The organism is Streptomyces sp. NPDC031554, from assembly GCF_055580685.1.
The window spans coordinates 255896-274763 of record NZ_JBVIKX010000008.1; the positions used below are offsets into that span (position 1 = coordinate 255896).

The following is an 18868-nucleotide window of genomic DNA, read 5'->3' on the forward strand; positions in this document are numbered from 1 at the left end:
CCGGAGCGGGCGGTTCACCGTGCCGGGGAGTCCGCGACGAGCGGATCCGGCCATCGTTCGTGCCAGCGCAGGTCCGCCTCCGCCTGCGCGGCCAGCGACAGCAGCAGCGGCTCGCTGCCGGCGGGCCCGAGCAGCTGCGCCCCGACCGGCAGCCCCTCGGGCGTGAAGCCCGCGGGCACGTTCACGCCGGGCCAGCCGAGGACGTTCCACGGCCACGCGTAGGGACACGCGGCGATCATGGCGCGGTCGGTGGCGAACCCGCTCAGCTCCAGCAGGGCGCCGATGCGCGGCGGGGGAGCGGCCGTCGTCGGCGCGAGCACCACGTCGTACGTCTCGAAGAAGCTGCCGATACGGCGGTGCAGGACCGCTTCCGCGCGGCGGGCCGCCCGCAGCGGGGCGCCGCCGAGGAGCCTGCCGAGCCGGGCGGCGCCCCGGGTGCGCCGGTCGAGCAGGGCGGGGAAGGGTGCCTCGGCCACCCGTTCGGCGATCCCCGCGGTCGCCCGCGGCACGAAGGCCAGCCCGATCCGCCCGTACGGCGGGTCGGCCTCCTCGACGGTGTGCCCGAGGCCGGCCAGGGTCGCCGCGAGCGCGACGACCCGGTCGCGCACCTCGGGGAGCAGCCGGGCGGGCACGGCGGTGAACGGCGGTCGCAGCGCCAGGGCGATCCGCAGCCGGCCGGGGTCGCGGCCCACCGCGGCGAGGGCGTCGACGGCGGGCGGGCGGTGCGGGTCGCGCGGGTGGTTGCCGCTCGCCGCGTCGAGGAGGAGGGCCGCGTCGGCCACGGTCCTGGCCAGGGTGCCGTTGACCGTGATGCCCTGGAAGGACTCGCCGCGCGGCCAGGTCGAGACGCGTCCGCGCTGCGGCTTGATGCCGACGAGGTGGGTCCAGGACGCCGGGATGCGGACCGAGCCGGCGCCGTCGGAGCCGAGCGCGGCGGGCACCAGGCCCGCCGCCACGGCGGCCGCCGAGCCGCCGGAGGAGCCGCCCGGGGTGTGCCCGGTGTGCCACGGGTTGCGGGTCGCGCCGAAGGCGGGGCCCTCGGTGAACGGCCACTGCCCGAACTCGCAGGTGTTCGTCTTGCCGACGATCACGGCCCCGGCCGCGCGCAGCCGCCGTACGGCCTCCCCGTCCTCGGCGACCGCGGGGTGGGTGCCCGCGCAGCCGAAGGCGGTCGGCTCGCCCGCCACGTCCATGTCGTCCTTCACGGCGACCGGCACCCCCAGCAGGGGCCTGCGCGCGCCGCGGGACAGCTCCCGGTCGGCCGCGTCGGCCTCGGCGAGCGCGGCCTTCGCGCGGACGACGCGGAAGGCGTTGAGGGTGCCCTGGGTCGCCTCGATCCGCGCCAGGGCGCCCTCGACCAGCGTGCGGGAGGTGACCTCCCCGGCGGCCAGCGCGCGGGCGGTCTCGATCAGGCCTGCGGAACGGTCGAGCGTCATGGCGGGACACCTCCGTGAGCACATTGTCTACCGAACGGTAACGTCTGGCCGCCGGAGCGGAACGCACCCCGGCCCCGGCGGGTTCCGTGTTCGCCCCGGACCTCGCACGGGTCGTCGCCCGTTCCTGCGCGGGGCATTGACGCGCCATGGAGCCACCCCTACCTTCTGATCGGCCTTCCGAACTTCGTTCGGCATGCCGAACCGTGGGCCGTGGGCCCCAGGCCGTAGGGAGAGAGCCGCACATGACCGCACGCCGCCCCGCCCCGTCCCGCCGCAGCCTGCTGCGCGCGGTGGCCGCCCTGCCCGTCTCCGCACTGGCGCTCACCGGGGCGCCCGGCCTGCCCGGCACCGCGCTCGCCGCCGCCCCGCCCGGCGGATCGGCCACCCGCTACACCATCGTGCCGTTCCTCGACAGCGACGACGGCACGGTGAACGTCTACCAGTCGGACGACGCCACCGACTTCCGCCTCGCCAGGTCCGCCGCCTACACCCCGCCCGCGAACCGCATCCGCGACGCGAGCGTCCTCAAGCACACCGACGGCGCCTACTACCTGACCTACACCACGCACACCTGGCAGGACCCCAGCACCACCATCGGGTTCGCCCGCAGCACCGACCGGCTCACGTGGACGTTCCTGTACGACCACCCGGTCCCCGTCGCGGGCCTGTCGCGGGCCTGGGCGCCGGAGTGGTTCGTCGACGGCGACGGCGGCGTCCACGTCATCGTGTCCTGCTCCACCACGGACGACGAGTGGATGTTCACCCCCTACCTGCTGAAGGCGACCGACGCGAGCCTCACCGCCTGGACCGCGCCCGTCGCCCTGTCCGGCATCGGGGAGAACCACATCGACACCTTCGTGGTGAGGATCGGCTCGACCTACCACGCCTTCACCAAGAACGAGACGACCAAGTACATCGAGTACGCCACCGCCGGCCGGCTCGCGGGCCCGTACACCATCTCCCGCACCGGCGACTGGGCGGGCTGGGGCAGCTACCGCGAGGGCCCGGCCCTCGTCCAGCTCGACAACGGCGGCTGGCGCGTCTTCTTCGACGGCTACGGCGACGGCACCTACTACTACAGCGACAGCTACGACACCTTCACCACCTGGAGCGCGCCCAAGGCCCTGTCCGGGATCTCCGGCACGGCCCGCCACTTCAGCGTCGTCAAGGAGACGGTGACCGGCGGGGTGAGCCTGCCCCGCAACGTCACCCGCTCCTTCCGCTCCGTCAACTACCCCACCCGGTACTGGCAGGCGCGGTCCTCGCTGCTCGACCTGCCGGTGGTGACCGCGGCCGGCACGGCCGCCGAGAAGCAGGCGGCCACCTTCACGGTGGTGCCCGGCCTCGCGGACGCGAACGGCTGCTCCTTCCGCGACGCGTCCGGCAGGTACCTGCGCCACTACTCCTTCCGGGCCCGCTTCGACGCGAACGACGGCACGCCGGCATTCGCCCGGGACGCCACCTTCGTCCCCCGCACCGGCACCGCGAGCGGCTCCGTGCGCTTCGAGTCGTACAACTACCCCGGCCATCACCTGCGCCACTACGACTACCAGCTCCGCGTGGAGCGCTCCGACGGCACGGAACTGTTCCGCCAGGACAGTTCCTTCCTGCCGGTGACCGCCTGGGCCTGAACGGAGGCGGCCGGCGGCGCGGCGAGCACCGGGCGGCCCGGACAGCCGTGATGATCACTGACAGGCATGCGCCGAGGTACGCCCCGGTCCTGTCCGCGCGGTGACGGCGATCCGGCGGCGGAGGCGGGGCACGACGACAGGAGCACGGATGAACCCCTCAGCCGACGTGCACACCCGCATGGAGGTCATCGACGCCTACCGGGCCCATCTGCGCGCGATGGCCGACGGCGACACCGCCGCGCTGGACGCCCTGCTCGACGACGGTTTCACCCTGACGCGGACCACGGGCGACCGGCAGCCGAAGGACGCCTGGCTGGCGGACCTGTGCGCCGCGACGTTCGTCCCGCTGGCGATCGAGGAGAAGACCGTGACCGTCGCGGTCGACGGCGACACGGCACGCCTGGTGGGCCGCGTGGTCACGCGTCCGGCCGCGGAGGGCGCGCACGAGGACCGGCGGCTCCAGCTGACCATGGACTACGCCCGCGTGCGCGACTCCTGGATCGCCCTGCGCTCGGTGACCCGGAGCTGGTGACCCGGAGCCGGTGCCCCCGCGCCCGGTGACCCGCGCGGGGCCCTCCTCCCGCCGGTGAGATCATCGGCCCGTGGACACGAAGGCGGGGCACCGGGCGGACGACGTCCGGTGCTGTTCCGGGCGGGCGCCGGGCGGGCGGCCCGCGGGCGGACGGCTCGTGAAGGGGCGGCTCGTGAAGGGGCGGCTCGTGAAGGGGCGGCCGGCGGGGCGGCGGCCGGGGGGGCGTGCGGTGAGGGGCCGCCTGCTCGCCGTGCCGGTCCTGGCCGTCGTGCTGTCCGGGTGCGCGCTCCCCGGCCGGGGAACCGCCTGCACCCAGGCCGACGCCGACTCGGCGGTCGGCGTGCTGTGGACGCCGGCCGACTTCGGGGGCGCGGACGCCGCCGTCGTACAGGTGTGCGTGGAGGAACGGTGCGCGCGGCGGGCGTCGGGGAGCCCCGGCGACCCCTTCGCGAGGCTGTCGGTCCGGCTGCCCGACGACGTCGGGGACGTCACCGTGCCGGTGGAGCTCACCGTCACCTCGGCGGCGGACGGCCGCGTCCTCGTGTCCGACCGCGTCCCGGCCGCACTGACGGAGCAGCGTCCCAACGGCCGCTCCTGTCCGCCCGTGGCCTGGACCGCGAGCTACCGCGTCCACCCGGAGCGCGGGCTGGTGCCGGCGACGGGCGCGCTCCCGCGCTGACCCGGTTCAGCCGCGCGGCGTCCCGTCCCGCGCGGACGGGCGCGGCCACGGGCGGCCGCCGATGGCCTCGATGCCGTTGTTGAAGCGCCTGAGGTAGGACGCGAACGCGGTGATGTCGTCCTGCGACCAGTCCCCCATGACGCGGTCCAGGACCTCGACGATGCCCCGCCGCTCCTCGTCGAGCAGGCGCTCGCCCTCCGCCGTCAGCCGGAACTTGCGGGCCATCCCGCCCTGCGGGTCGGGGATGCGGTCGAGCAGCCCGGCGCGCACGGCCGCGGCGGTCTGCCGGTTCAGGGTGGAGGCGTCCAGGCCGAAGGCGTCGCTCAGCTCCCCGATCGACATCGGCCCCTGGACCCGGATCCGGCTCAGCAGGATGTAGGCGCTGCGCTCCAGGACGCCGTCCGTACGGCGGCCCCCGCGCCGGCTCAGGAACGTATGGCGGCTGAGCAGCATCTGCTCGTACTCCACCTCGTGCGTCGGCCTCCGCATGGCCCGGCCCTCCTGTTCGTGCGGCCGTCCCCGTGATGCGTCCCGGCGGCGGCCGCTCCATCCTGACACATCACCGTGCAGGCACCACATCGCATGCAACTGCCACATCACATGGTTGATGCATTCGGCCTGTATGATGCACATCCTTCGCCCGGAACCCCTAGAGAAAACGAGGAGTCCACCCATGGACGCCCCCCAGCCCACGGCCCGCGCGGGTGGCGTGGTCGCCACGCTCGCCCTCGCCGGCGTCACGGCCGCGATCATGCAGACGCTGGTCACCCCGCTCATCGCCGAGCTGCCGCAGATCCTCGACACCTCGTCCTCGAACGCGGCCTGGGTCATCACGGTCACCCTGCTGGCGGCCGCGGTCTGCGTGCCGGTCGTGGGCCGCCTCGGCGACCTGCTGGGCAAGCGGCGCATGCTCCTGGCGTGCGCCGTGCCGCTGATCGTGGGCTCGGTGGTGTGCGCCCTCGCCTCCGACGTCGTCATGATGATCGTCGGGCGCGGGCTCCAGGGCATGGGCATGGGCATGCTGCCCCTCGGCATCGCCCTGCTCCGCGACGTCCTCCCGCCGGAGAAGCTCAGTTCCTCCATCGCCCTGGTCAGCGCCTCCATGGGCATCGGCGGCGGCCTCGGCCTGCCCATCGCCGCGGCGATCGCCCAGTACGCGAACTGGCGCGTCCTGTTCTGGGGCTCGGCCGGCATGGCCGTCGTCGTCACCCTGCTCATCTGGTTCCTGATCCCCGACGTGCCCGCCGCCGCCAAGGGGCAGCGCTTCGACCTGCCCGGCGCGCTCGGTCTCGGCGCCGGCCTGGTCGCCCTGCTGCTCGCGGTCTCCAAGGGCGCCGACTGGGGCTGGGGTTCGGGCGTCACGCTCGGCCTGTTCGCCGCCGCCGCCGTGACCTTCGTGGCCTGGGGATTCTGGGAGACGCGCACCACCGACCCGCTGACCGACCTGCGCACCACCGCCCGCCCGCGGGTGCTGCTCACCAACCTCGCGTCCGTCTTCGTCGGCTTCGCGATGTACGCGAGCATGCTCGTCATGCCGCAGCTCCTGCAGTTCCCGGAGGCCACCGGCTACGGTCTGGGCCAGTCCATGCTCGCGGCCGGCCTGTGGATGGCCCCCGGCGGCATCATGATGATGTTCGTCTCCCCGCTCGGCGGGAAACTCACCAACGCCCGCGGCCCGAAGTTCACGCTCGTCTGCGGCGCACTGGTCATCGCCGCCGGCTACGGCCTGTCCATGGCACTGATGGGCTCCGCCTCGGGCCTGATGGTCGTCGGCATCGTCATCAACAGCGGCGTCGGCCTCGCCTACGGCTCGATGCCCGCCCTCATCATGGGTTCGGTCCCGCTGTCGGAGACCGCCGCCGCCAACGGTTTCAACACCCTCATGCGGTCGCTGGGCACCTCGATCGGCGCCGCCGTCATCGGCGTGATCCTGGCCCAGATGACGACCACCCTGGGCGGTCACACCCTCGCCTCCGAGGACGGCTTCCGCACCGCGCTCCTGGTCGGCGGCGCCCTCGCCCTGGTCTCCGCGGCCATCGCGTCCCTCATCCCCGCCGCCCGCCCGGCCGACCCCGACGCGCGGGAGCCCCGGCCGGCCGCCGAGCCCGAGCAGGCCAAGGTCTAAGGCGTGTTGCGAAAGTAGCGTCGTCTGCCCGAAGGGCAGACGGGACTTTCGCAACACGCCCTAGGGAACACGTCCGGGCGGGGTGCGTGGGCCCGCCGTCCCACGCCTTCGCACCCGCCGCGGGGCGGCACCCGAGCGCGGCGTCGCCCCGCGGCCCCGCCGGCCGGGCGCGGGACCCGGCGGCGCCGCCGCGGAGCGGCCGGCTACGGCCTGGGGGCCGCGTCCGCGCGCATCAGCACGCAGTCGAACTCGACCACCCGGCCGGTGGTCGCCTCGCGGGTCACCGGGTACATGCCCGTGATGCCGAACCCGGCCGCCTCGTACGCCGCGACGGCCTCGCCCATCCCCGGGCTGCCCTCGTACAGCCGCAGCACCGCGACCTCGGACTGCATGCCGACGAACTCCCCGACCCGCTTCCCGGCCCCGGCGAACACCTCCAGGTCGTACCCCTGGGTGTCCATCTTCAGGTAGGGGCGCGGATCGGCCAGGCCGGCCAGCGCCTCGTCCATCACCTCGTCGAGCCGGCGGACCCGGATCTCCTCGGTGCCGGAGGTGTGGAAGCGGCTGTACCGGTCCTTGCCGTAGTCGCTGGGCCCCAGCAGGGAGTTCATGGTCTTCCAGCCGGTGTGGATCTCGGCGGTCGTCTCCTCGCGGCCCAGCCCGCACCGGTACACGTGCCAGTCGGGGTCCCGCGCCGCGGCCTTCTCCAGCCGGGCGAACGCCTCCGAGGTGGGTTCGAACGACACGATCCGCCCGGTGTAGCCGAGCCGGCGCAGCCGGCGGGCGTACTGGCCGCTGTTGGCGCCGACGTCGAAGACGCAGTTCGCGCCGTACAGGGCGAGCATGGCGACGACGTGCTGGGCGCACAGGTACTCGGCCGCCGCGAGCTGCAGCTTGCGTTCGTCGTGCCGGGCCGGCCCGTCCAGGAACAGCAGCGCGCCGGTCTCGCCGAGCGGGACGGCGACGGCGTCCGCGGGGGCGGCGGCGCCGGGCTTCGCCCGCCGGACGATCCAGGTGCCCTTGCCGGCACCGGTGACGGTCGGCGGGGCGGCGGAGCGGGACACCAGCGCCGTCCCCGGGGCGATGTCGGTCACCCGGACGCCGATCCGGGGCATCAGCCGCAGGAGTCGTCGGTAGAAGGTCTGCATCCCGCCAGCCCTATCAGACGGGACCGGATGCGGTCCTGCGTTGAACGACATTCACCCTCGCGGCCGACGGCCTTCTCACCGATCGTTTCGGCGGAGGAGTCTTCCCCGACCGGCGGAGGGGAGGGACGCGGAGGGGAGGGACGCGGAGGGGAGGGACGCGGAGGGGAGCGCGGTCGTGATCCGGGCGGCCCGGCTCGCCGTGACGGTCGGTGCGGTCGTCGTCGCTCCGGCCCTGCCGGCCGCCGCGGGCGCCGGGCGACGGACGAGGACCCCGGCCGGTCGCCGGCCCCCGCTCGCCGGGAGCCGGTCGGAGGGGGACGCCGGCGGAGCGTTCACCCGGGTCGACTGAACGAGGCCGCGATCACGGCGATGTCGTCGTCCTTGTTCTGCCCGAAGCGCTCCAGGAGCAGGTCGCACAGCTCTTCGATGCTCTCGGGGCCGTCGGCCACCGTTTCGCGAAACGCGGCCAACGTGGTGTCGAGAGGAGCCGTACGCACCTCCACGAGTCCGTCGGTGACCATCAGGAGACGGCCTCCGTGCGGCAACCGCACTGTGGTGGGCGCCGGTTGCGGCAGGCCGAGGCCCAGGAGAGGGCCGTGGGGATGATGGAAGCGGGGGGCGGTCCGGGGCTCCATCACGACGGGGGGGATGTGGCCGGCGTTGGCGATGTGCAGGCGGCGTCCGTCCTGGTCCACGAGAACGAGGCAGAGCGTGACGGTGATGCCGGGCTGGGACTGCCCCAGCAGCCTCTCCAGGGACTCCAGGATGTGGTGCGGAGGATGTCCTTCGATGGCGTAGGCCCGAAGAGCGTGGCGCACCTCGCCCATCACGGTGGCGGCGGTGACCGAGTGGCCGACGACGTCCCCGATGGCGAGGAGCAGTCCGTCCGCCGTCTCCACCGCCTCGTAGAAGTCACCGCCGATCTCGGCGTGCTCGGAGGCGGGAAGATAGCGGACGGCCAGGTCGACACCGGCGACCGAAGGCAGTCCCTTGGGGAGGAAGGAGCGCTGCAGGGCGAGGCCCAGGGCGTGCTCCTCGCTGTAGGTGCGCAGGGCCTCGAGCGCCAGCGCACCGGTGTTGGCCACCTGTTGCAGGAGCTGCTCGTCGTCGGGGCTCCGCAGGACCGCCGCCGGCACGGCGATGCAGACCGGAGGACGTCCGCGCTTCGTACGGGAAACGGCGAGTGCCACGTCCTCGTCCAGGTGATCCGTCGGCGACAGGGATCGCCACCGCTCCCCGGGCACGCGCACCACCCGGACCCCCGTGCCCTGGTGCAGATCGCCGAGAGCGGCCAGTTCGTCCAGGAGGGCGGGACGCGCGGGACGGAGGCCGACGACTCCCCGCGGTCCGTCGACGGCGGCCTGGACCGCCTGTGCCTGCGGTGAGAGGAAAACGGCGGAGGCGGGGCCGGACAGGACCTCGGCCGTGCCACCGGTGACACGTGCGGCGAAGGACGGGAACTCGGTGGCGCTGTAGACCTGGAGCGTCACCTGGTTCAGTGCGATGAGACGTTGCGCCAGCCTCTCGGCTCTCTGCCGGGCACGTGCGTAGCGAAGGGTCGCGGCGACGGTGGCGACGAGTTCGCCGGGATCGAGCGGCTGGTTGAGGTAGGCGTCCGCACCCCGGCTGAGACCTTCGATGTGGTCCTCGGGGCTGATGGCGGCGGCGGAGATCTGGATGACCGGGAGGTGCCCCGTGGCGGCGTCCTGCTTGATGCGTTCGCTGACGTCGAATCCACTCATGTCGGGCAGCCGGACGTCGACGATGGCGATGTCGGGGACCGGCCCCGTGGTGTGCAGGTACGCGAGGCCCTCTTCTCCGGTGCCGACGCCGATCACCGTGTGTCCCGCACGCTGGAGCCAGGTGGTGAGGACATAGCGGTTCGTCTCGTTGTCGTCGATGACGAGGACGGTCGCCGGCTGGACGTCGCGGGTTCTGGCGGTCACGGTCTCTCTCCTCGCCCCGTGGATTCGTCCGTGCTCGAGCGGCCGAGGTCCGGTACACGGACCTGGACGCGGGTGCCCGCGCCGACCGTGCTGGTGAGGGTGAGGGATCCGCCCAGCAGCTCCGCGAGGGTCCTGGCGTACGGCAGCCCGAGGCCGGTGCCGGGTTTTCCCCGCTGGTGCGGGCCGCGGACCTGGTAGAAGGCCTCGAAGACCCGGTCGACCTCCTCGGCCGGGATCCCCACACCCGTGTCGGTGATCGTGAAGATCAGCGCGGGGACGTCGGGATCGGGGTCCGCCTCGACGTCGAGCCGCACCTCGCCCTGATCGGTGAACTTCATGGCGTTGGACAGGAGGTTGCGCAGGATGCGGACCAGCAGCGTCTCGTCGGTGACCAGGACGGGTTCCTCGGCCAGGCTCGGCACGACGAGACGAACCCCGTCGTCGCCCTGGCCGGCGAGCAGACCGCACAGGTGCGTGACGGTCAGGCGCACGTCCACGGGTTCGGGGTGGATCTCCAGATGCCCGGCCTCGGCTTTCGCGACGTCCAGGAGATCACTGACGAGAGAGAGCATGGTGTGGCCGGAGGATGCGATCAGTTCCACCTGCTCCTGCTGCTCCGCGCTGAGAGCCGAGGGGGCGGAGGCGAGCAGGAGGCGCGAAAGGGCGACGACGGCGTTGACGGGAGTGCGCAGCTCGTGGCTGATGTTCGTCCAGAACCGCGTCTTGGCCTCGCTGGCCTCCTGCAGTTGCCGGCGCTTGTCCTCCAGCTCGGAGTGGAGCGCCAGCACACCGCTGTTCGTGGTCTCCAGTTCCCTCGTCAGCTCCGAGTACAGGGCGAGCACCCCCTGGTTGGTCTCCTCCAGCTCGTCGTTGAGCCGACGGAGCTCCTCCCGCTGCGCCCTGGTCTCGTCCAGGGCCGCGATCAGATCACGGGTCTGAGCCCGTAGCTCGTCCGCCTCGGTGGAGGGCGTTCCGGTGTCGAGCGCGCCCGCCAGCCGGTCCCGCCGCCCCTCGGGTTCCGAGCCGTCGTCGGGAAGGGGCTGCGTGATGACGACATGGCTCCAAGGGGCCGCTGCCCGGTACTCGACCCGTACGAGCCTCGCCACCAGGTCGAGGATCTCCTGACGCGGCGGCCTGCCGCCACTCCAGGTGAAGGCGACGACGAGCGCACCGGGCCGCTCCTTCGTGTCCAGACCGAAGGAGACCTCCAGCCCGGTGCTGCCGAGCCGGTCCCGTCCCAGTTCGCTCAGAGCGGTCGCGAGGCGGACCTGGTCCTGGCGGTCCAGGGCGAGGGCCGCCGCCGCCTGCTGGGCGACGCGCCGCAGGCCGAACACCTCCTGTGCCGAGGAGAGGCGGAAGGTGGCCGCCGCCTCCGTCATCCCCGCCGTACGGCCGGTCACCAGGCACCCTTCACCACGACGACGCTCGCGTCGTCGCGCCGCACACCGGCCTCACGGAGCAGTTGACCCGCCACGACGAGGGGTGAATGGCTGAGGAGTCCCGGCATCGCGCCGTGGTCCCAGCGGTCGGTGAGACCGTCCGAGTGCATCACCAGGGCACCGTGCTCGGGCAGGGGCTCCTCGAAGGTCCGCAGGCGGCGCATGTGGGATCCGACGATCCCGGGGGCCGGGAGCAGAGTGCGGCGGGAGCCTTCGCCCATGAGGTAGCCGTTGACGTTGCCGATCCCGCAGAAGAGGACCCGACGGGCACGGGGTTCGATCCGCATGACGGACACCGCGCCACCGCGTGTACCGCGAAGGGCCAGGTGAACGGCGTTCAGTACGCCCTCCGGGCTGAGGTCTCGCGCACCGTGGAAAGCCCGCAGGGCCGCCTCGCCGGCACGGGCGGCGAGGGGGCCGTGCCCCAGCCCGTCGCAGAGCATGACGACGATGGCGTGGCCGTCCGCGGCGTCGTCGCCGTCCGTGCGGACGCCCCACGCGTCCCCGCACACCTGTTCGCCGCTGATGGGCCGCGTCACTCCCGCCGTGCTCGTCGCGCCCGCGAGCGCGACGACGGAGCGGGCCTCGCGGTCACGAGCCCAGAACTGTGCGCTCATGACCGTCCCCCGGCCCGGGACCGAATGCAGGTCGAAGTGGTCCGCGAGGCGCGACACGGCGCCGAGCCCGATGCCGAGGGTGCCGGCGGTGGACGTCCCGTCCGCCAGGGCCGCCGGAACGTCGGTCATGCCCGGTCCGGAGTCGACGGTGAGGAACTCGACTCCGGCCGCACCGCCGGCCCGGACGATCCGCAGCAGGAGGGCGCCGTCCACCGCGTGGCGCTGCACGTTCGTGGCGGCCTCGGTGACGGCGAGGGCGACCTCGGCGGACCGGTGGCTGCCCAGGCCCAGACGGCGTGCGAGTGTGGTCGCGGCGCCGCGGGCCGCGACCGGCAGCGAGGGGTCGTCCCGGAACCACGCGACGTCCTCGCTGTCCAGGACGGTGACCGCGCTCACCGCGCCCACTTGATGATGGTCACCGTGGTTCCCTGCCCCGGAGCGGTACGAAGGTCGAAGTCGTCGACCAGGCGGCGGGATCCGCTGAGACCCAGCCCCATGCCGACGCCGGACGTCCAGCCGTCCGTCATCGCCTGGTCGACGTCGGGGATCCCCGGCCCCGAATCCTCGAACACGGCGCCGACACCGCGCCTGCCGTCCTTGACGACCGCCCCGGCCCTGACCGTGCCCCCGCCACCGTAGATGAGCGTGTTCCGGGCGAGCTCACTCGCCGCGGTGATCATTTTCGTCTGGTCGACCAAGGAGAGGCCGCACTCCTGGGCGAGTGCCCGGATGGCCTGACGGATGTGGACGACGTCGCCGTTCCGTTCGACGGGATGGAGCTGTACCTCTGCTTCGGCCTTCCAGGGCGCCGTCACTGCCGTGCCGCACTGGGGGACGTGCGCAGCTTTGCGAGTCCCTTCTCCAGGTCCAGAGCCGTACTGACGCCACCGAGCGACAGTCCCAGCTCCACCAGGGTGATGGCGACGGCCGGCCGCATGCCCACCACGACCGTCCGGGCGTCGAGGATGCGTGAGATGGACGCCACCGTCGCCAGCATCCGGCCCACGAACGAGTCGACGATCTCCAGGGCGCTGATGTCGATGATCACACCGCGGGCGGAGTGAGCCACGATCTGGTCGGCGAGGTCCTCCTGAAGATTGAGGACCGTCTGGTCCTCCAGGTCGAACTGCACCGACACCACGAGGTTCTCCCCGATCCGCAGGATCGGGATGCGCTCGCTCATCGCAGACCGCCCTCGTGGGAGACCACGTCCACACCGGAGCGGCGCAGCGCCAGCTTCAGCGCGTCGGCGAGGCTCGCCTTGGTGACGATGTCGTCGAACTCGATACCGAGGGCGACCATCGTCTGCGCGATCTGCGGGCTGATGCCGGACACCGTGCACTCGGCGCCCATCAGCCGGGCGGCGACGATGGTCTTGAGGAGGTGCTGGGCGACCTGGGTGTCCACCGCGGGAACGCCCGTGATGTCGATGATCGCCTGTTCCGAGCCGGTGTCCACGAGGGCCTGGAGCAGTTTTTCCATGACGACCTGGGTCCGCGCCGAGTCCAGCGTGCCGACGAGCGGTACGGCGATGACGCCGTCCCACAGGCGGACGACCGGCGTGGACAGCTCCAGGAGCTGCTCGGCCTGGGCCGTGATCAGCGCGTCGCGCGTCTGCGTGTACGTCTCGATGGTGAAGAGACCCAGCTCGTCCAGGAGCTTGCCGAGTTGCAGGTAGGCGCGCACCGTGCCGGCCGAACCACCCTCCAGAGCCGGCTCGAGGACGCGCTTCAGGGCGAAGACGCTGACGGCCGTCTCCGTCGGCGAGAAGCCCTTCCGCGCCCTGCTCCTGGAGAGCTCGGTCAGCAGCGCTCGCACCTCGGACATCGAATCGGAGTGCACATCGACGGCACCCTGGCGCAGCGCCTCCACCAGGGCGTCGTACAGCTCGCGCAGCTCACGCTCGAGTTCGGCCGTACTCACGCGCCGGCCCAGTGACTGCGACACCTCCCGCACCCATGTCGCGGCGAGGTCCTCACCTTCGACGGACAGGAGCCCCACCAGATTCACGACGCCCTCTTGCTTCGCCATCCAGGCGCTCCCCTACATTCACTCATCATGTTCACGGGTTGACCCCGGAATCCTACGAGACGTATCAGATGCCGAGCCACGCGAGATCGTCACCGACTGATCGTTTCGGAACGGGCCCGGTGCGGGGCTCGGTGGTGGGCGGGGCGGCGGACTTCTGCGGATGCCGGATGATCTCGGGCCTGAGGGTTCGCGGGATCGCGCGGCCCGTCGCCCCTCCTCGTCCGCCGCGGGCCGGCCACGTCCGCACGAGGTCCCGCGCAAGGGCACCGTCCACGGATCCGGCCCGGGAAGGACCCGGTGGGTCGTCGCCCGGACCTTGGCCCGGCTCCACCGGTCCACACGGCTGTGAACCCGTTGCGGGACACGTGCCGATCTCCACCCCGGACTGCTCCGACTCGCCCGCGGGACCGGCCTCGGCGCGGACACGGTGATCCTCGCCCCGCACCCGGGGGAGACGTCCGGGTGGCTGGAGCGGTTCGTCGCTCCTGCGGCCGAAAGGCCGGCGGGGCTGGACCGGACGGCGGAGGCGTACTCGCCTGGACACAAGCGGAAGGGGCCCGGAGACTCCGGGCCCCTTCCCGATCCGCCGATCGTCGGCGTCGCCGGCTCGGTGGAGGCGGTCGAGCGCCGACCGAGCGGTCAGGCGGTAGATCAGATGATCAGGTGATCAGGCGGCGACGGTCTCGCCCGCGTGACCGTGCAGACGGGCCACGACCTCGGTCAGCTGCGCGGCGACCTCGGCGTCGTCGGCCGGGTGGGTCTCGGCGAAGCGGGTCAGGGAGCCGGGGATGGAGAGCTTGAGGTCCTCGATCACCTTGCCGCCGGCGATGCCCACGGCCTTGCGGGCCTCGTCCTGCGCCCACACGCCGCCGAACTGGCCGAACGCGGTGCCGACCACGGCGACCGGCTTGCCGCCGAAGGCGCCGGCGCCGTACGGGCGGGACAGCCAGTCGATGGCGTTCTTCAGGACGGCGGGGATGGTGCCGTTGTACTCGGGCGAGAACAGCAGGAAGGCGTCGGCGGCCTGAGCGGTCTCACGCAGCTTGGCGGCGGCGGCCGGGACGCTGCCCTCGACGTCGAGGTCCTCGTTGTAGAACGGGATGTCGGCCAGGCCTTCGTACAGGTCGACCTGCGCACCCTCCGGAGCGACCTTGACGGCCGCCTCGGCGAGCTGGCGGTTGGTGGAACCGGCGCGGAGGCTGCCGACGAGCGCGAGGATGCGGACAGACATGGGTTACTCCTGAGGGGGGCCGAAACAGAGCGATGACAATCCGGACCGAGGTCCGTTTACAAGTTCTAGCATCCTAACCGGACCGCGGTCCAGTTTCTTCCCGGTGCTTTACGCTGAGTTCATGTCCGCCGCCCTGCCTCCCTTCCCCGACCCCCAGACACCCCTCGGCGAACCCGAACTGCTGCAGCTCGGAACGGCCGAGGACGAACCGTGCCTGCGCGCCGACGCGGCCCGCAACCGCGCCCGGCTGCTCGACGCCGCCGCCCGGCTGGTCGCCGCCCACGGCGCGGCCGGAGTGACGATGGAGGCGGTGGCCGCCGCGGCGAACGTCGGCAAGGGGACGGTCTTCCGCCGTTTCGGCGACCGCACCGGACTGCTGACGGCGCTGCTCGACCACTCGGAGCGGAAGTTCCAGGCGGCCTTCCTCGGCGGGCCCCCGCCGCTCGGGCCCGGCGCCGTGCCGGTGGAGCGGCTGCGGGCGTTCGGAGTCGCCTACCTGCGGCGCGCGATCGACGAGATGGACCTGCTGCTGGCGGCCGAGGCGGGGCCGGACCGCCGCTACACCGGCCCCGTCCACCGCCTGCACCACGGACACCTCGCGCTGCTGCTGCGGCAGGCGGTGCCGGACGCCGACCCCGACCTGCTGGCCCACACCCTGCTGGGCTACCTCAACCCGCCCCTGATCCACCACCTGGTCCGCCAGTGCGCGACCCAGCCGGCCCGCCTGGAAACCGGCTGGGGCGACCTGGTGGACCGGATCACGGGCACCCGCGGCGGGGACGACTGACCCGGGAGGAACGCGACGCGCACCGGACACCACGGCGGGGGAGCGGGCACCTGGGGGGCCTTCACCGAGGTGCGCCGGACGACGGTGCGCGGGGACGTGGCGCCGTACCCCTTCCAGGACGGCCCCTGGAATTCTCCGCGACTGTCCGGACCCTTCCCGGGGAAGTTCCGGGCTTTCACCAGGAACGGTCCGGCCCCCTGCGGCGAATTCCAGGGGCCGGACCGTTCCGTACGCGTCGCCGGACCGGGTCCCGTCGCCTGTGGGGACGGGACCCGCGGGTCACCTGTGCCGGGGGGACCGCAGGGTCACTCGCCCTGGGCGGCCTGCTGCTCCTCGACGGACTTGCGGACCTCGTCCATGTCCAGCTTGCGGGCCTGGCCGATGACGTCCGTGAGGGCGGCCTCGGGCAGGGCGCCCGGCTGCGCGAACACGGCGACCCGGTCGCGGACGATCATCAGGGTCGGGATCGACTGGATGCCGAAGGCCGCGGCCAGTTCCGGCTGGGCCTCGGTGTCCACCTTGCCGAAGACGAGGTCGGGGTTCTCCTCGGCCGCCTTCTCGTAGACCGGGGCGAACTGACGGCACGGCCCGCACCAGGACGCCCAGAAGTCGATCAGGACGAAGTCGTTGTCGGTGACCGTCTGGTCGAAGTTCTCCTTGGTGAGCTCCACGGTGCTGCTCATGGCGTGATTCCCTCTTCCCGGTGCTTCCCGCCGGGTTCTCCCGGCAGGGGGTGAAGCCGTCCGCACCAACACGTCCGGCCGGTCGCGTATTCCGCGCCCCTACCCGTGTGGCCACCCCGCACACCACCCACCAGACTGACCCCATGACGGAAACGGAAACCATCGCGTACGACGTCGTGGTGCTCGGGGCCGGGCCCGTGGGGGAGAACGTCGCCGACCGCACCCGCGCGGCCGGTCTCACCACCGCGGTCGTGGAGAGCGAACTGGTGGGCGGCGAGTGTTCCTACTGGGCGTGCATGCCCAGCAAGGCCCTGCTGCGCCCGGTCATCGCCCAGGCCGACGCCCGACGCCTGCCCGGCCTGCGCCAGGCGGTGCAGGGCCCCCTCGACGCGGCCGCGGTCCTCGCCCACCGCGACCACTACACCTCCGACTGGAAGGACGACGGCCAGGTCGGCTGGCTGGAGGGCATCGGCGCCGACCTCCACCGCGGCCACGGCCGCCTTACCGGCCCGCGCACGGTGGCGGTCGGCGACAAGGTCCTGACCGCCCGGCACGCCGTGGCCGTGTGCACCGGCACCCGGGCCGTCCTGCCCGACCTGCCCGGCCTGGCCGAGGTCGGGCCGTGGACCAGCCGTGAGGCGACGAGCGCCCGGTCCGTGCCCGGCCGCCTGGTGGTGGTCGGCGGCGGCGTGGTCGCCACCGAGATGGCCACCGCCTGGCAGGCCCTCGGCTCCCGGGTCACCCTCCTGGTGCGCGGCAAGGGACTGCTCAACCGCATGGAGCCGTTCGCCGGCGAACTGGTCGCCGAGGCGCTCACCGCGGCCGGCGTCGACGTGCGGACCGGGACCTCGGTGGAGTCGGTGACCCGTGACGACGGCACGGTCGTGGTCGTCACCGGTGCCGGCGACCGGATCGAGGCCGACGAGATCCTCTTCGCCACCGGCCGCGCCCCGCGCACCGACGACATCGGCCTCGACACCGTCGGCCTGGAGCCGGGTTCGTGGCTGCCCGTCGACGACAGCCTGCGGGTCACGGGCCACGACTGGCTCTACGCGGTCGGCGACGTCAACCACCGCGCCCTGCTCACCCATCAGGGCAAGTACCAGGCCCGGATCGCCGGTGCCGCGATCGCCGCCCGCGCCTCAGGAGGGACGGACCCGGACTCCGGTCCGTGGGGGGCCCACGCGGCCACCGCCGACCACGGCGCCGTCCCGCAGGTCGTCTTCACCGACCCGGAGGCCGCCGCCGTCGGCCTCTCCCTCGCGGAGGCGGAACAGGCCGGACACCGGGTCCGCGCCGTCGACGTCGACCTCTCCTCGGTCGCCGGGGCGGGTCTGTACGGCGAGGGCTACCGGGGCCGCGCCCGCATGGTCGTCGACCTGGAGAACGAGATCCTGCTCGGCGTCACCTTCGTCGGTCCCGGCGTCGGCGAACTGATCCACTCGGCGACCGTCGCCGTCGTGGGCCAGGTCCCCGTCGCCCGCCTGTGGCACGCCGTACCGTCCTACCCGACCATCAGCGAGGTGTGGCTGCGCCTGCTGGAGGCGTTCCGCGACAGCTGACGGACCGTCACCGACGCCCGCCCCGCCGGCGCGGGGCGGGCGGACGGCGACGGGGCCTACGGCAGTTCGAAGCCCAGCGCGCGGGCCGCCTCCGCCGGCGTCGGCTGTGCCCACCGGCTCGCCACCGCCTCGTTGGCCGACAGCGAGCGCGGCTCGGCCCGGTCCAGGTAGAGCAGGCCGTCGAGGTGGTCCGTCTCGTGCTGCACGATCCGGGCGGGCCACCCGCCGAACACCTCGTCCAGCGCCCGGCCCGTCTCGTCCTGGCCGGTCAGCCGCACCTCGGCGGGCCGGGCCACCACCGCCTGCCAGCCGGGCACGCTCAGACAGCCCTCGAAGAAGGCGGCGCGGCCGGAACCCACCGGTGCGTAGGAGGGGTTGACCAGGACCCGGAACGGCTGCGGCACCCGGCCGCGGGCCGCCCGCACCTCCTCCGGCACCGGCGCCGGATCCTCGATCACCGCGATCCGCAGCTCCACGCCGACCTGCGGGGCGGCCAGGCCCACGCCCGGCGCCGCGCGCATGGTGACGCGCAGCGCCTCGACGAAGCGCGCCAGGAGGGCGGGGCCGAGCTGACCGTCGTAGCGCTCGGTACCGGTGCGCAGGACCGGGTCGCCGGCCGCCACGATCGGCAACGGGCCGCCGACGGCGAGGAGTTCCTCGACCCGCTCGGCAAGAGGTGCGCGGGAACTGGGAGATGCCATCCGGTCAGCATGTCACGTCCTCGACGCCTGTGACGTGAGTCACCGGGAGGCCGGGAGGCCGGGAGCTCGGCCAGGTGCCGGGTGCCCGGCGTCGGGCCAGGCTCGACGCGGCGGGGGAGCGGCAGCGGAGCGGCCCGGCGGTGCCGACCACCGCCGGACCGCCGCCCGGCGACCGTCGGTGCCGGACCTGCCGTGCCGCCGGCCGCCGTTCCGGATCCACCGGTCCGGGGCCGCTCCCGCCGGGCCGCATCGGCCGGGCTTCTCCCCGGCGTGGCGGATCCGGCAGTCCGGATCCGCAGTCCGGATCCGCGGTCCGGATC

At 73.2% G+C, this 18868-nt stretch carries 18 protein-coding genes; 6 read left to right on the forward strand and 12 right to left on the reverse strand.

Annotated features, from left to right (window positions below; translation table 11 throughout):
- Positions 1-14: 14 nt before the first annotated feature.
- Complete coding sequence (locus ACZ5FU_RS22155; protein WP_468836281.1) at positions 15-1436, reverse strand: amidase; 1422 nt, start codon at positions 1434-1436, stop codon at positions 15-17.
- A 242-nt stretch (positions 1437-1678) separates the two neighbouring features.
- Here ACZ5FU_RS22155 and ACZ5FU_RS22160 point away from each other — a divergent pair, with 242 nt between their 5' ends.
- From ACZ5FU_RS22160 to ACZ5FU_RS22170, 3 genes are all read left to right on the forward strand, one after another.
- On the forward strand, positions 1679-3067 hold the full coding sequence (locus tag ACZ5FU_RS22160) for a glycoside hydrolase family 43 protein (RefSeq protein ID WP_469046361.1): 1389 nt from the start codon (positions 1679-1681) through the stop codon (positions 3065-3067).
- Between the two features lie 148 nt (positions 3068-3215).
- A complete protein-coding gene (locus ACZ5FU_RS22165; protein ID WP_451531385.1) occupies positions 3216-3599 on the forward strand; it encodes a nuclear transport factor 2 family protein in 384 nt (127 codons plus the stop codon).
- Positions 3600-3828: 229 nt separating this feature from the next.
- Positions 3829-4278: a hypothetical protein gene (locus ACZ5FU_RS22170; RefSeq protein ID WP_469046362.1), complete on the forward strand. Its 450-nt coding sequence runs from the start codon at positions 3829-3831 to the stop codon at positions 4276-4278.
- 6 nt (positions 4279-4284) lie between these two features.
- Here ACZ5FU_RS22170 and ACZ5FU_RS22175 read toward each other — a convergent pair whose 3' ends face one another.
- Positions 4285-4767 (reverse strand): MarR family winged helix-turn-helix transcriptional regulator, encoded by a 483-nt coding sequence (locus ACZ5FU_RS22175; protein WP_451531383.1) that lies wholly within the window; start codon positions 4765-4767, stop codon positions 4285-4287.
- 184 nt (positions 4768-4951) lie between these two features.
- On the opposite strand from ACZ5FU_RS22175, the gene ACZ5FU_RS22180 reads away from it, so the two are divergent.
- On the forward strand, positions 4952-6403 hold the full coding sequence (locus ACZ5FU_RS22180; RefSeq protein ID WP_451531382.1) for an MFS transporter: 1452 nt from the start codon (positions 4952-4954) through the stop codon (positions 6401-6403).
- 203 nt (positions 6404-6606) lie between these two features.
- On the opposite strand, the gene ACZ5FU_RS22185 is transcribed toward ACZ5FU_RS22180, so the two are convergent.
- From ACZ5FU_RS22185 to ACZ5FU_RS22220, 8 genes are all read right to left on the reverse strand, one after another.
- Positions 6607-7551 carry an FkbM family methyltransferase gene (locus tag ACZ5FU_RS22185; RefSeq protein WP_451531388.1) on the reverse strand — a complete coding sequence of 315 codons (945 nt, stop codon included), beginning with the start codon at positions 7549-7551 and terminating at the stop codon, positions 6607-6609.
- Between the two features lie 332 nt (positions 7552-7883).
- Complete coding sequence (locus ACZ5FU_RS22190) at positions 7884-9497, reverse strand: SpoIIE family protein phosphatase (protein ID WP_468836284.1); 1614 nt, start codon at positions 9495-9497, stop codon at positions 7884-7886.
- A complete protein-coding gene (locus ACZ5FU_RS22195) occupies positions 9494-10876 on the reverse strand; it encodes a sensor histidine kinase (RefSeq protein ID WP_468836511.1) in 1383 nt (460 codons plus the stop codon). Before ACZ5FU_RS22195 ends, ACZ5FU_RS22190 begins: the two co-directional genes overlap by 4 nt.
- Positions 10877-10893: 17 nt before the next feature.
- Entirely contained in the window at positions 10894-11958 is a 1065-nt protein-coding gene (locus tag ACZ5FU_RS22200; protein ID WP_468641900.1) for an ATP-binding SpoIIE family protein phosphatase, read from the reverse strand.
- Positions 11946-12368 carry an anti-sigma regulatory factor gene (locus ACZ5FU_RS22205; protein ID WP_451781574.1) on the reverse strand — a complete coding sequence of 141 codons (423 nt, stop codon included), beginning with the start codon at positions 12366-12368 and terminating at the stop codon, positions 11946-11948. The genes ACZ5FU_RS22200 and ACZ5FU_RS22205 overlap by 13 nt, the downstream gene beginning before the upstream one ends.
- Positions 12365-12736, reverse strand: coding sequence for an STAS domain-containing protein (locus tag ACZ5FU_RS22210; RefSeq protein ID WP_451530041.1), 372 nt, complete (start codon positions 12734-12736; stop codon positions 12365-12367). The genes ACZ5FU_RS22205 and ACZ5FU_RS22210 overlap by 4 nt, the downstream gene beginning before the upstream one ends.
- On the reverse strand, positions 12733-13584 hold the full coding sequence (locus ACZ5FU_RS22215) for an STAS domain-containing protein (RefSeq protein WP_468641903.1): 852 nt from the start codon (positions 13582-13584) through the stop codon (positions 12733-12735). The genes ACZ5FU_RS22210 and ACZ5FU_RS22215 overlap by 4 nt, the downstream gene beginning before the upstream one ends.
- Before the next feature lie 667 nt (positions 13585-14251).
- The gene (locus ACZ5FU_RS22220) at positions 14252-14815 is read right to left on the reverse strand and encodes an NADPH-dependent FMN reductase (protein WP_451530039.1); all 564 of its coding nucleotides are present in this window, start codon (positions 14813-14815) and stop codon (positions 14252-14254) included.
- A gap of 121 nt (positions 14816-14936) precedes the next feature.
- Here ACZ5FU_RS22220 and ACZ5FU_RS22225 point away from each other — a divergent pair, with 121 nt between their 5' ends.
- Positions 14937-15602 carry a TetR/AcrR family transcriptional regulator gene (locus ACZ5FU_RS22225; RefSeq protein ID WP_451781573.1) on the forward strand — a complete coding sequence of 222 codons (666 nt, stop codon included), beginning with the start codon at positions 14937-14939 and terminating at the stop codon, positions 15600-15602.
- Positions 15603-15907: 305 nt separating this feature from the next.
- Here the strand turns inward: ACZ5FU_RS22225 and trxA are convergent, their stop codons facing one another.
- Positions 15908-16285 (reverse strand): thioredoxin, encoded by a 378-nt coding sequence (gene trxA / locus ACZ5FU_RS22230; protein WP_363087959.1) that lies wholly within the window; start codon positions 16283-16285, stop codon positions 15908-15910.
- A 143-nt stretch (positions 16286-16428) separates the two neighbouring features.
- Here trxA and ACZ5FU_RS22235 point away from each other — a divergent pair, with 143 nt between their 5' ends.
- A complete protein-coding gene (locus ACZ5FU_RS22235; protein WP_451530037.1) occupies positions 16429-17847 on the forward strand; it encodes a dihydrolipoyl dehydrogenase family protein in 1419 nt (472 codons plus the stop codon).
- Between the two features lie 56 nt (positions 17848-17903).
- Here the strand turns inward: ACZ5FU_RS22235 and ACZ5FU_RS22240 are convergent, their stop codons facing one another.
- Positions 17904-18548, reverse strand: a complete 645-nt coding sequence (locus ACZ5FU_RS22240) for a peptide deformylase (RefSeq protein WP_451530036.1) — start codon at positions 18546-18548, stop codon at positions 17904-17906.
- Positions 18549-18868: the final 320 nt, after the last annotated feature.

Excerpts from the sequence above, each read along its gene's own strand:
- ACZ5FU_RS22155 (WP_468836281.1), bottom strand. The coding sequence starts at position 1,436 with ATGACGCTCGACCGTTCCGCAGGCCTGATCGAGACCGCCCGCGCGCTG.
- ACZ5FU_RS22160 (WP_469046361.1), top strand. The coding sequence starts at position 1,679 with ATGACCGCACGCCGCCCCGCCCCGTCCCGCCGCAGCCTGCTGCGCGCG.
- ACZ5FU_RS22165 (WP_451531385.1), top strand. The coding sequence starts at position 3,216 with ATGAACCCCTCAGCCGACGTGCACACCCGCATGGAGGTCATCGACGCC.
- ACZ5FU_RS22175 (WP_451531383.1), bottom strand. The coding sequence starts at position 4,767 with ATGCGGAGGCCGACGCACGAGGTGGAGTACGAGCAGATGCTGCTCAGC.
- ACZ5FU_RS22180 (WP_451531382.1), top strand. The coding sequence starts at position 4,952 with ATGGACGCCCCCCAGCCCACGGCCCGCGCGGGTGGCGTGGTCGCCACG.
- ACZ5FU_RS22185 (WP_451531388.1), bottom strand. The coding sequence starts at position 7,551 with ATGCAGACCTTCTACCGACGACTCCTGCGGCTGATGCCCCGGATCGGC.
- ACZ5FU_RS22195 (WP_468836511.1), bottom strand. The coding sequence starts at position 10,876 with ATGACGGAGGCGGCGGCCACCTTCCGCCTCTCCTCGGCACAGGAGGTG.
- ACZ5FU_RS22210 (WP_451530041.1), bottom strand. The coding sequence starts at position 12,736 with ATGAGCGAGCGCATCCCGATCCTGCGGATCGGGGAGAACCTCGTGGTG.
- ACZ5FU_RS22215 (WP_468641903.1), bottom strand. The coding sequence starts at position 13,584 with ATGGCGAAGCAAGAGGGCGTCGTGAATCTGGTGGGGCTCCTGTCCGTC.
- ACZ5FU_RS22220 (WP_451530039.1), bottom strand. The coding sequence starts at position 14,815 with ATGTCTGTCCGCATCCTCGCGCTCGTCGGCAGCCTCCGCGCCGGTTCC.
- ACZ5FU_RS22225 (WP_451781573.1), top strand. The coding sequence starts at position 14,937 with ATGTCCGCCGCCCTGCCTCCCTTCCCCGACCCCCAGACACCCCTCGGC.
- trxA (WP_363087959.1), bottom strand. The coding sequence starts at position 16,285 with ATGAGCAGCACCGTGGAGCTCACCAAGGAGAACTTCGACCAGACGGTC.
- ACZ5FU_RS22235 (WP_451530037.1), top strand. The coding sequence starts at position 16,429 with ATGACGGAAACGGAAACCATCGCGTACGACGTCGTGGTGCTCGGGGCC.
- ACZ5FU_RS22240 (WP_451530036.1), bottom strand. The coding sequence starts at position 18,548 with ATGGCATCTCCCAGTTCCCGCGCACCTCTTGCCGAGCGGGTCGAGGAA.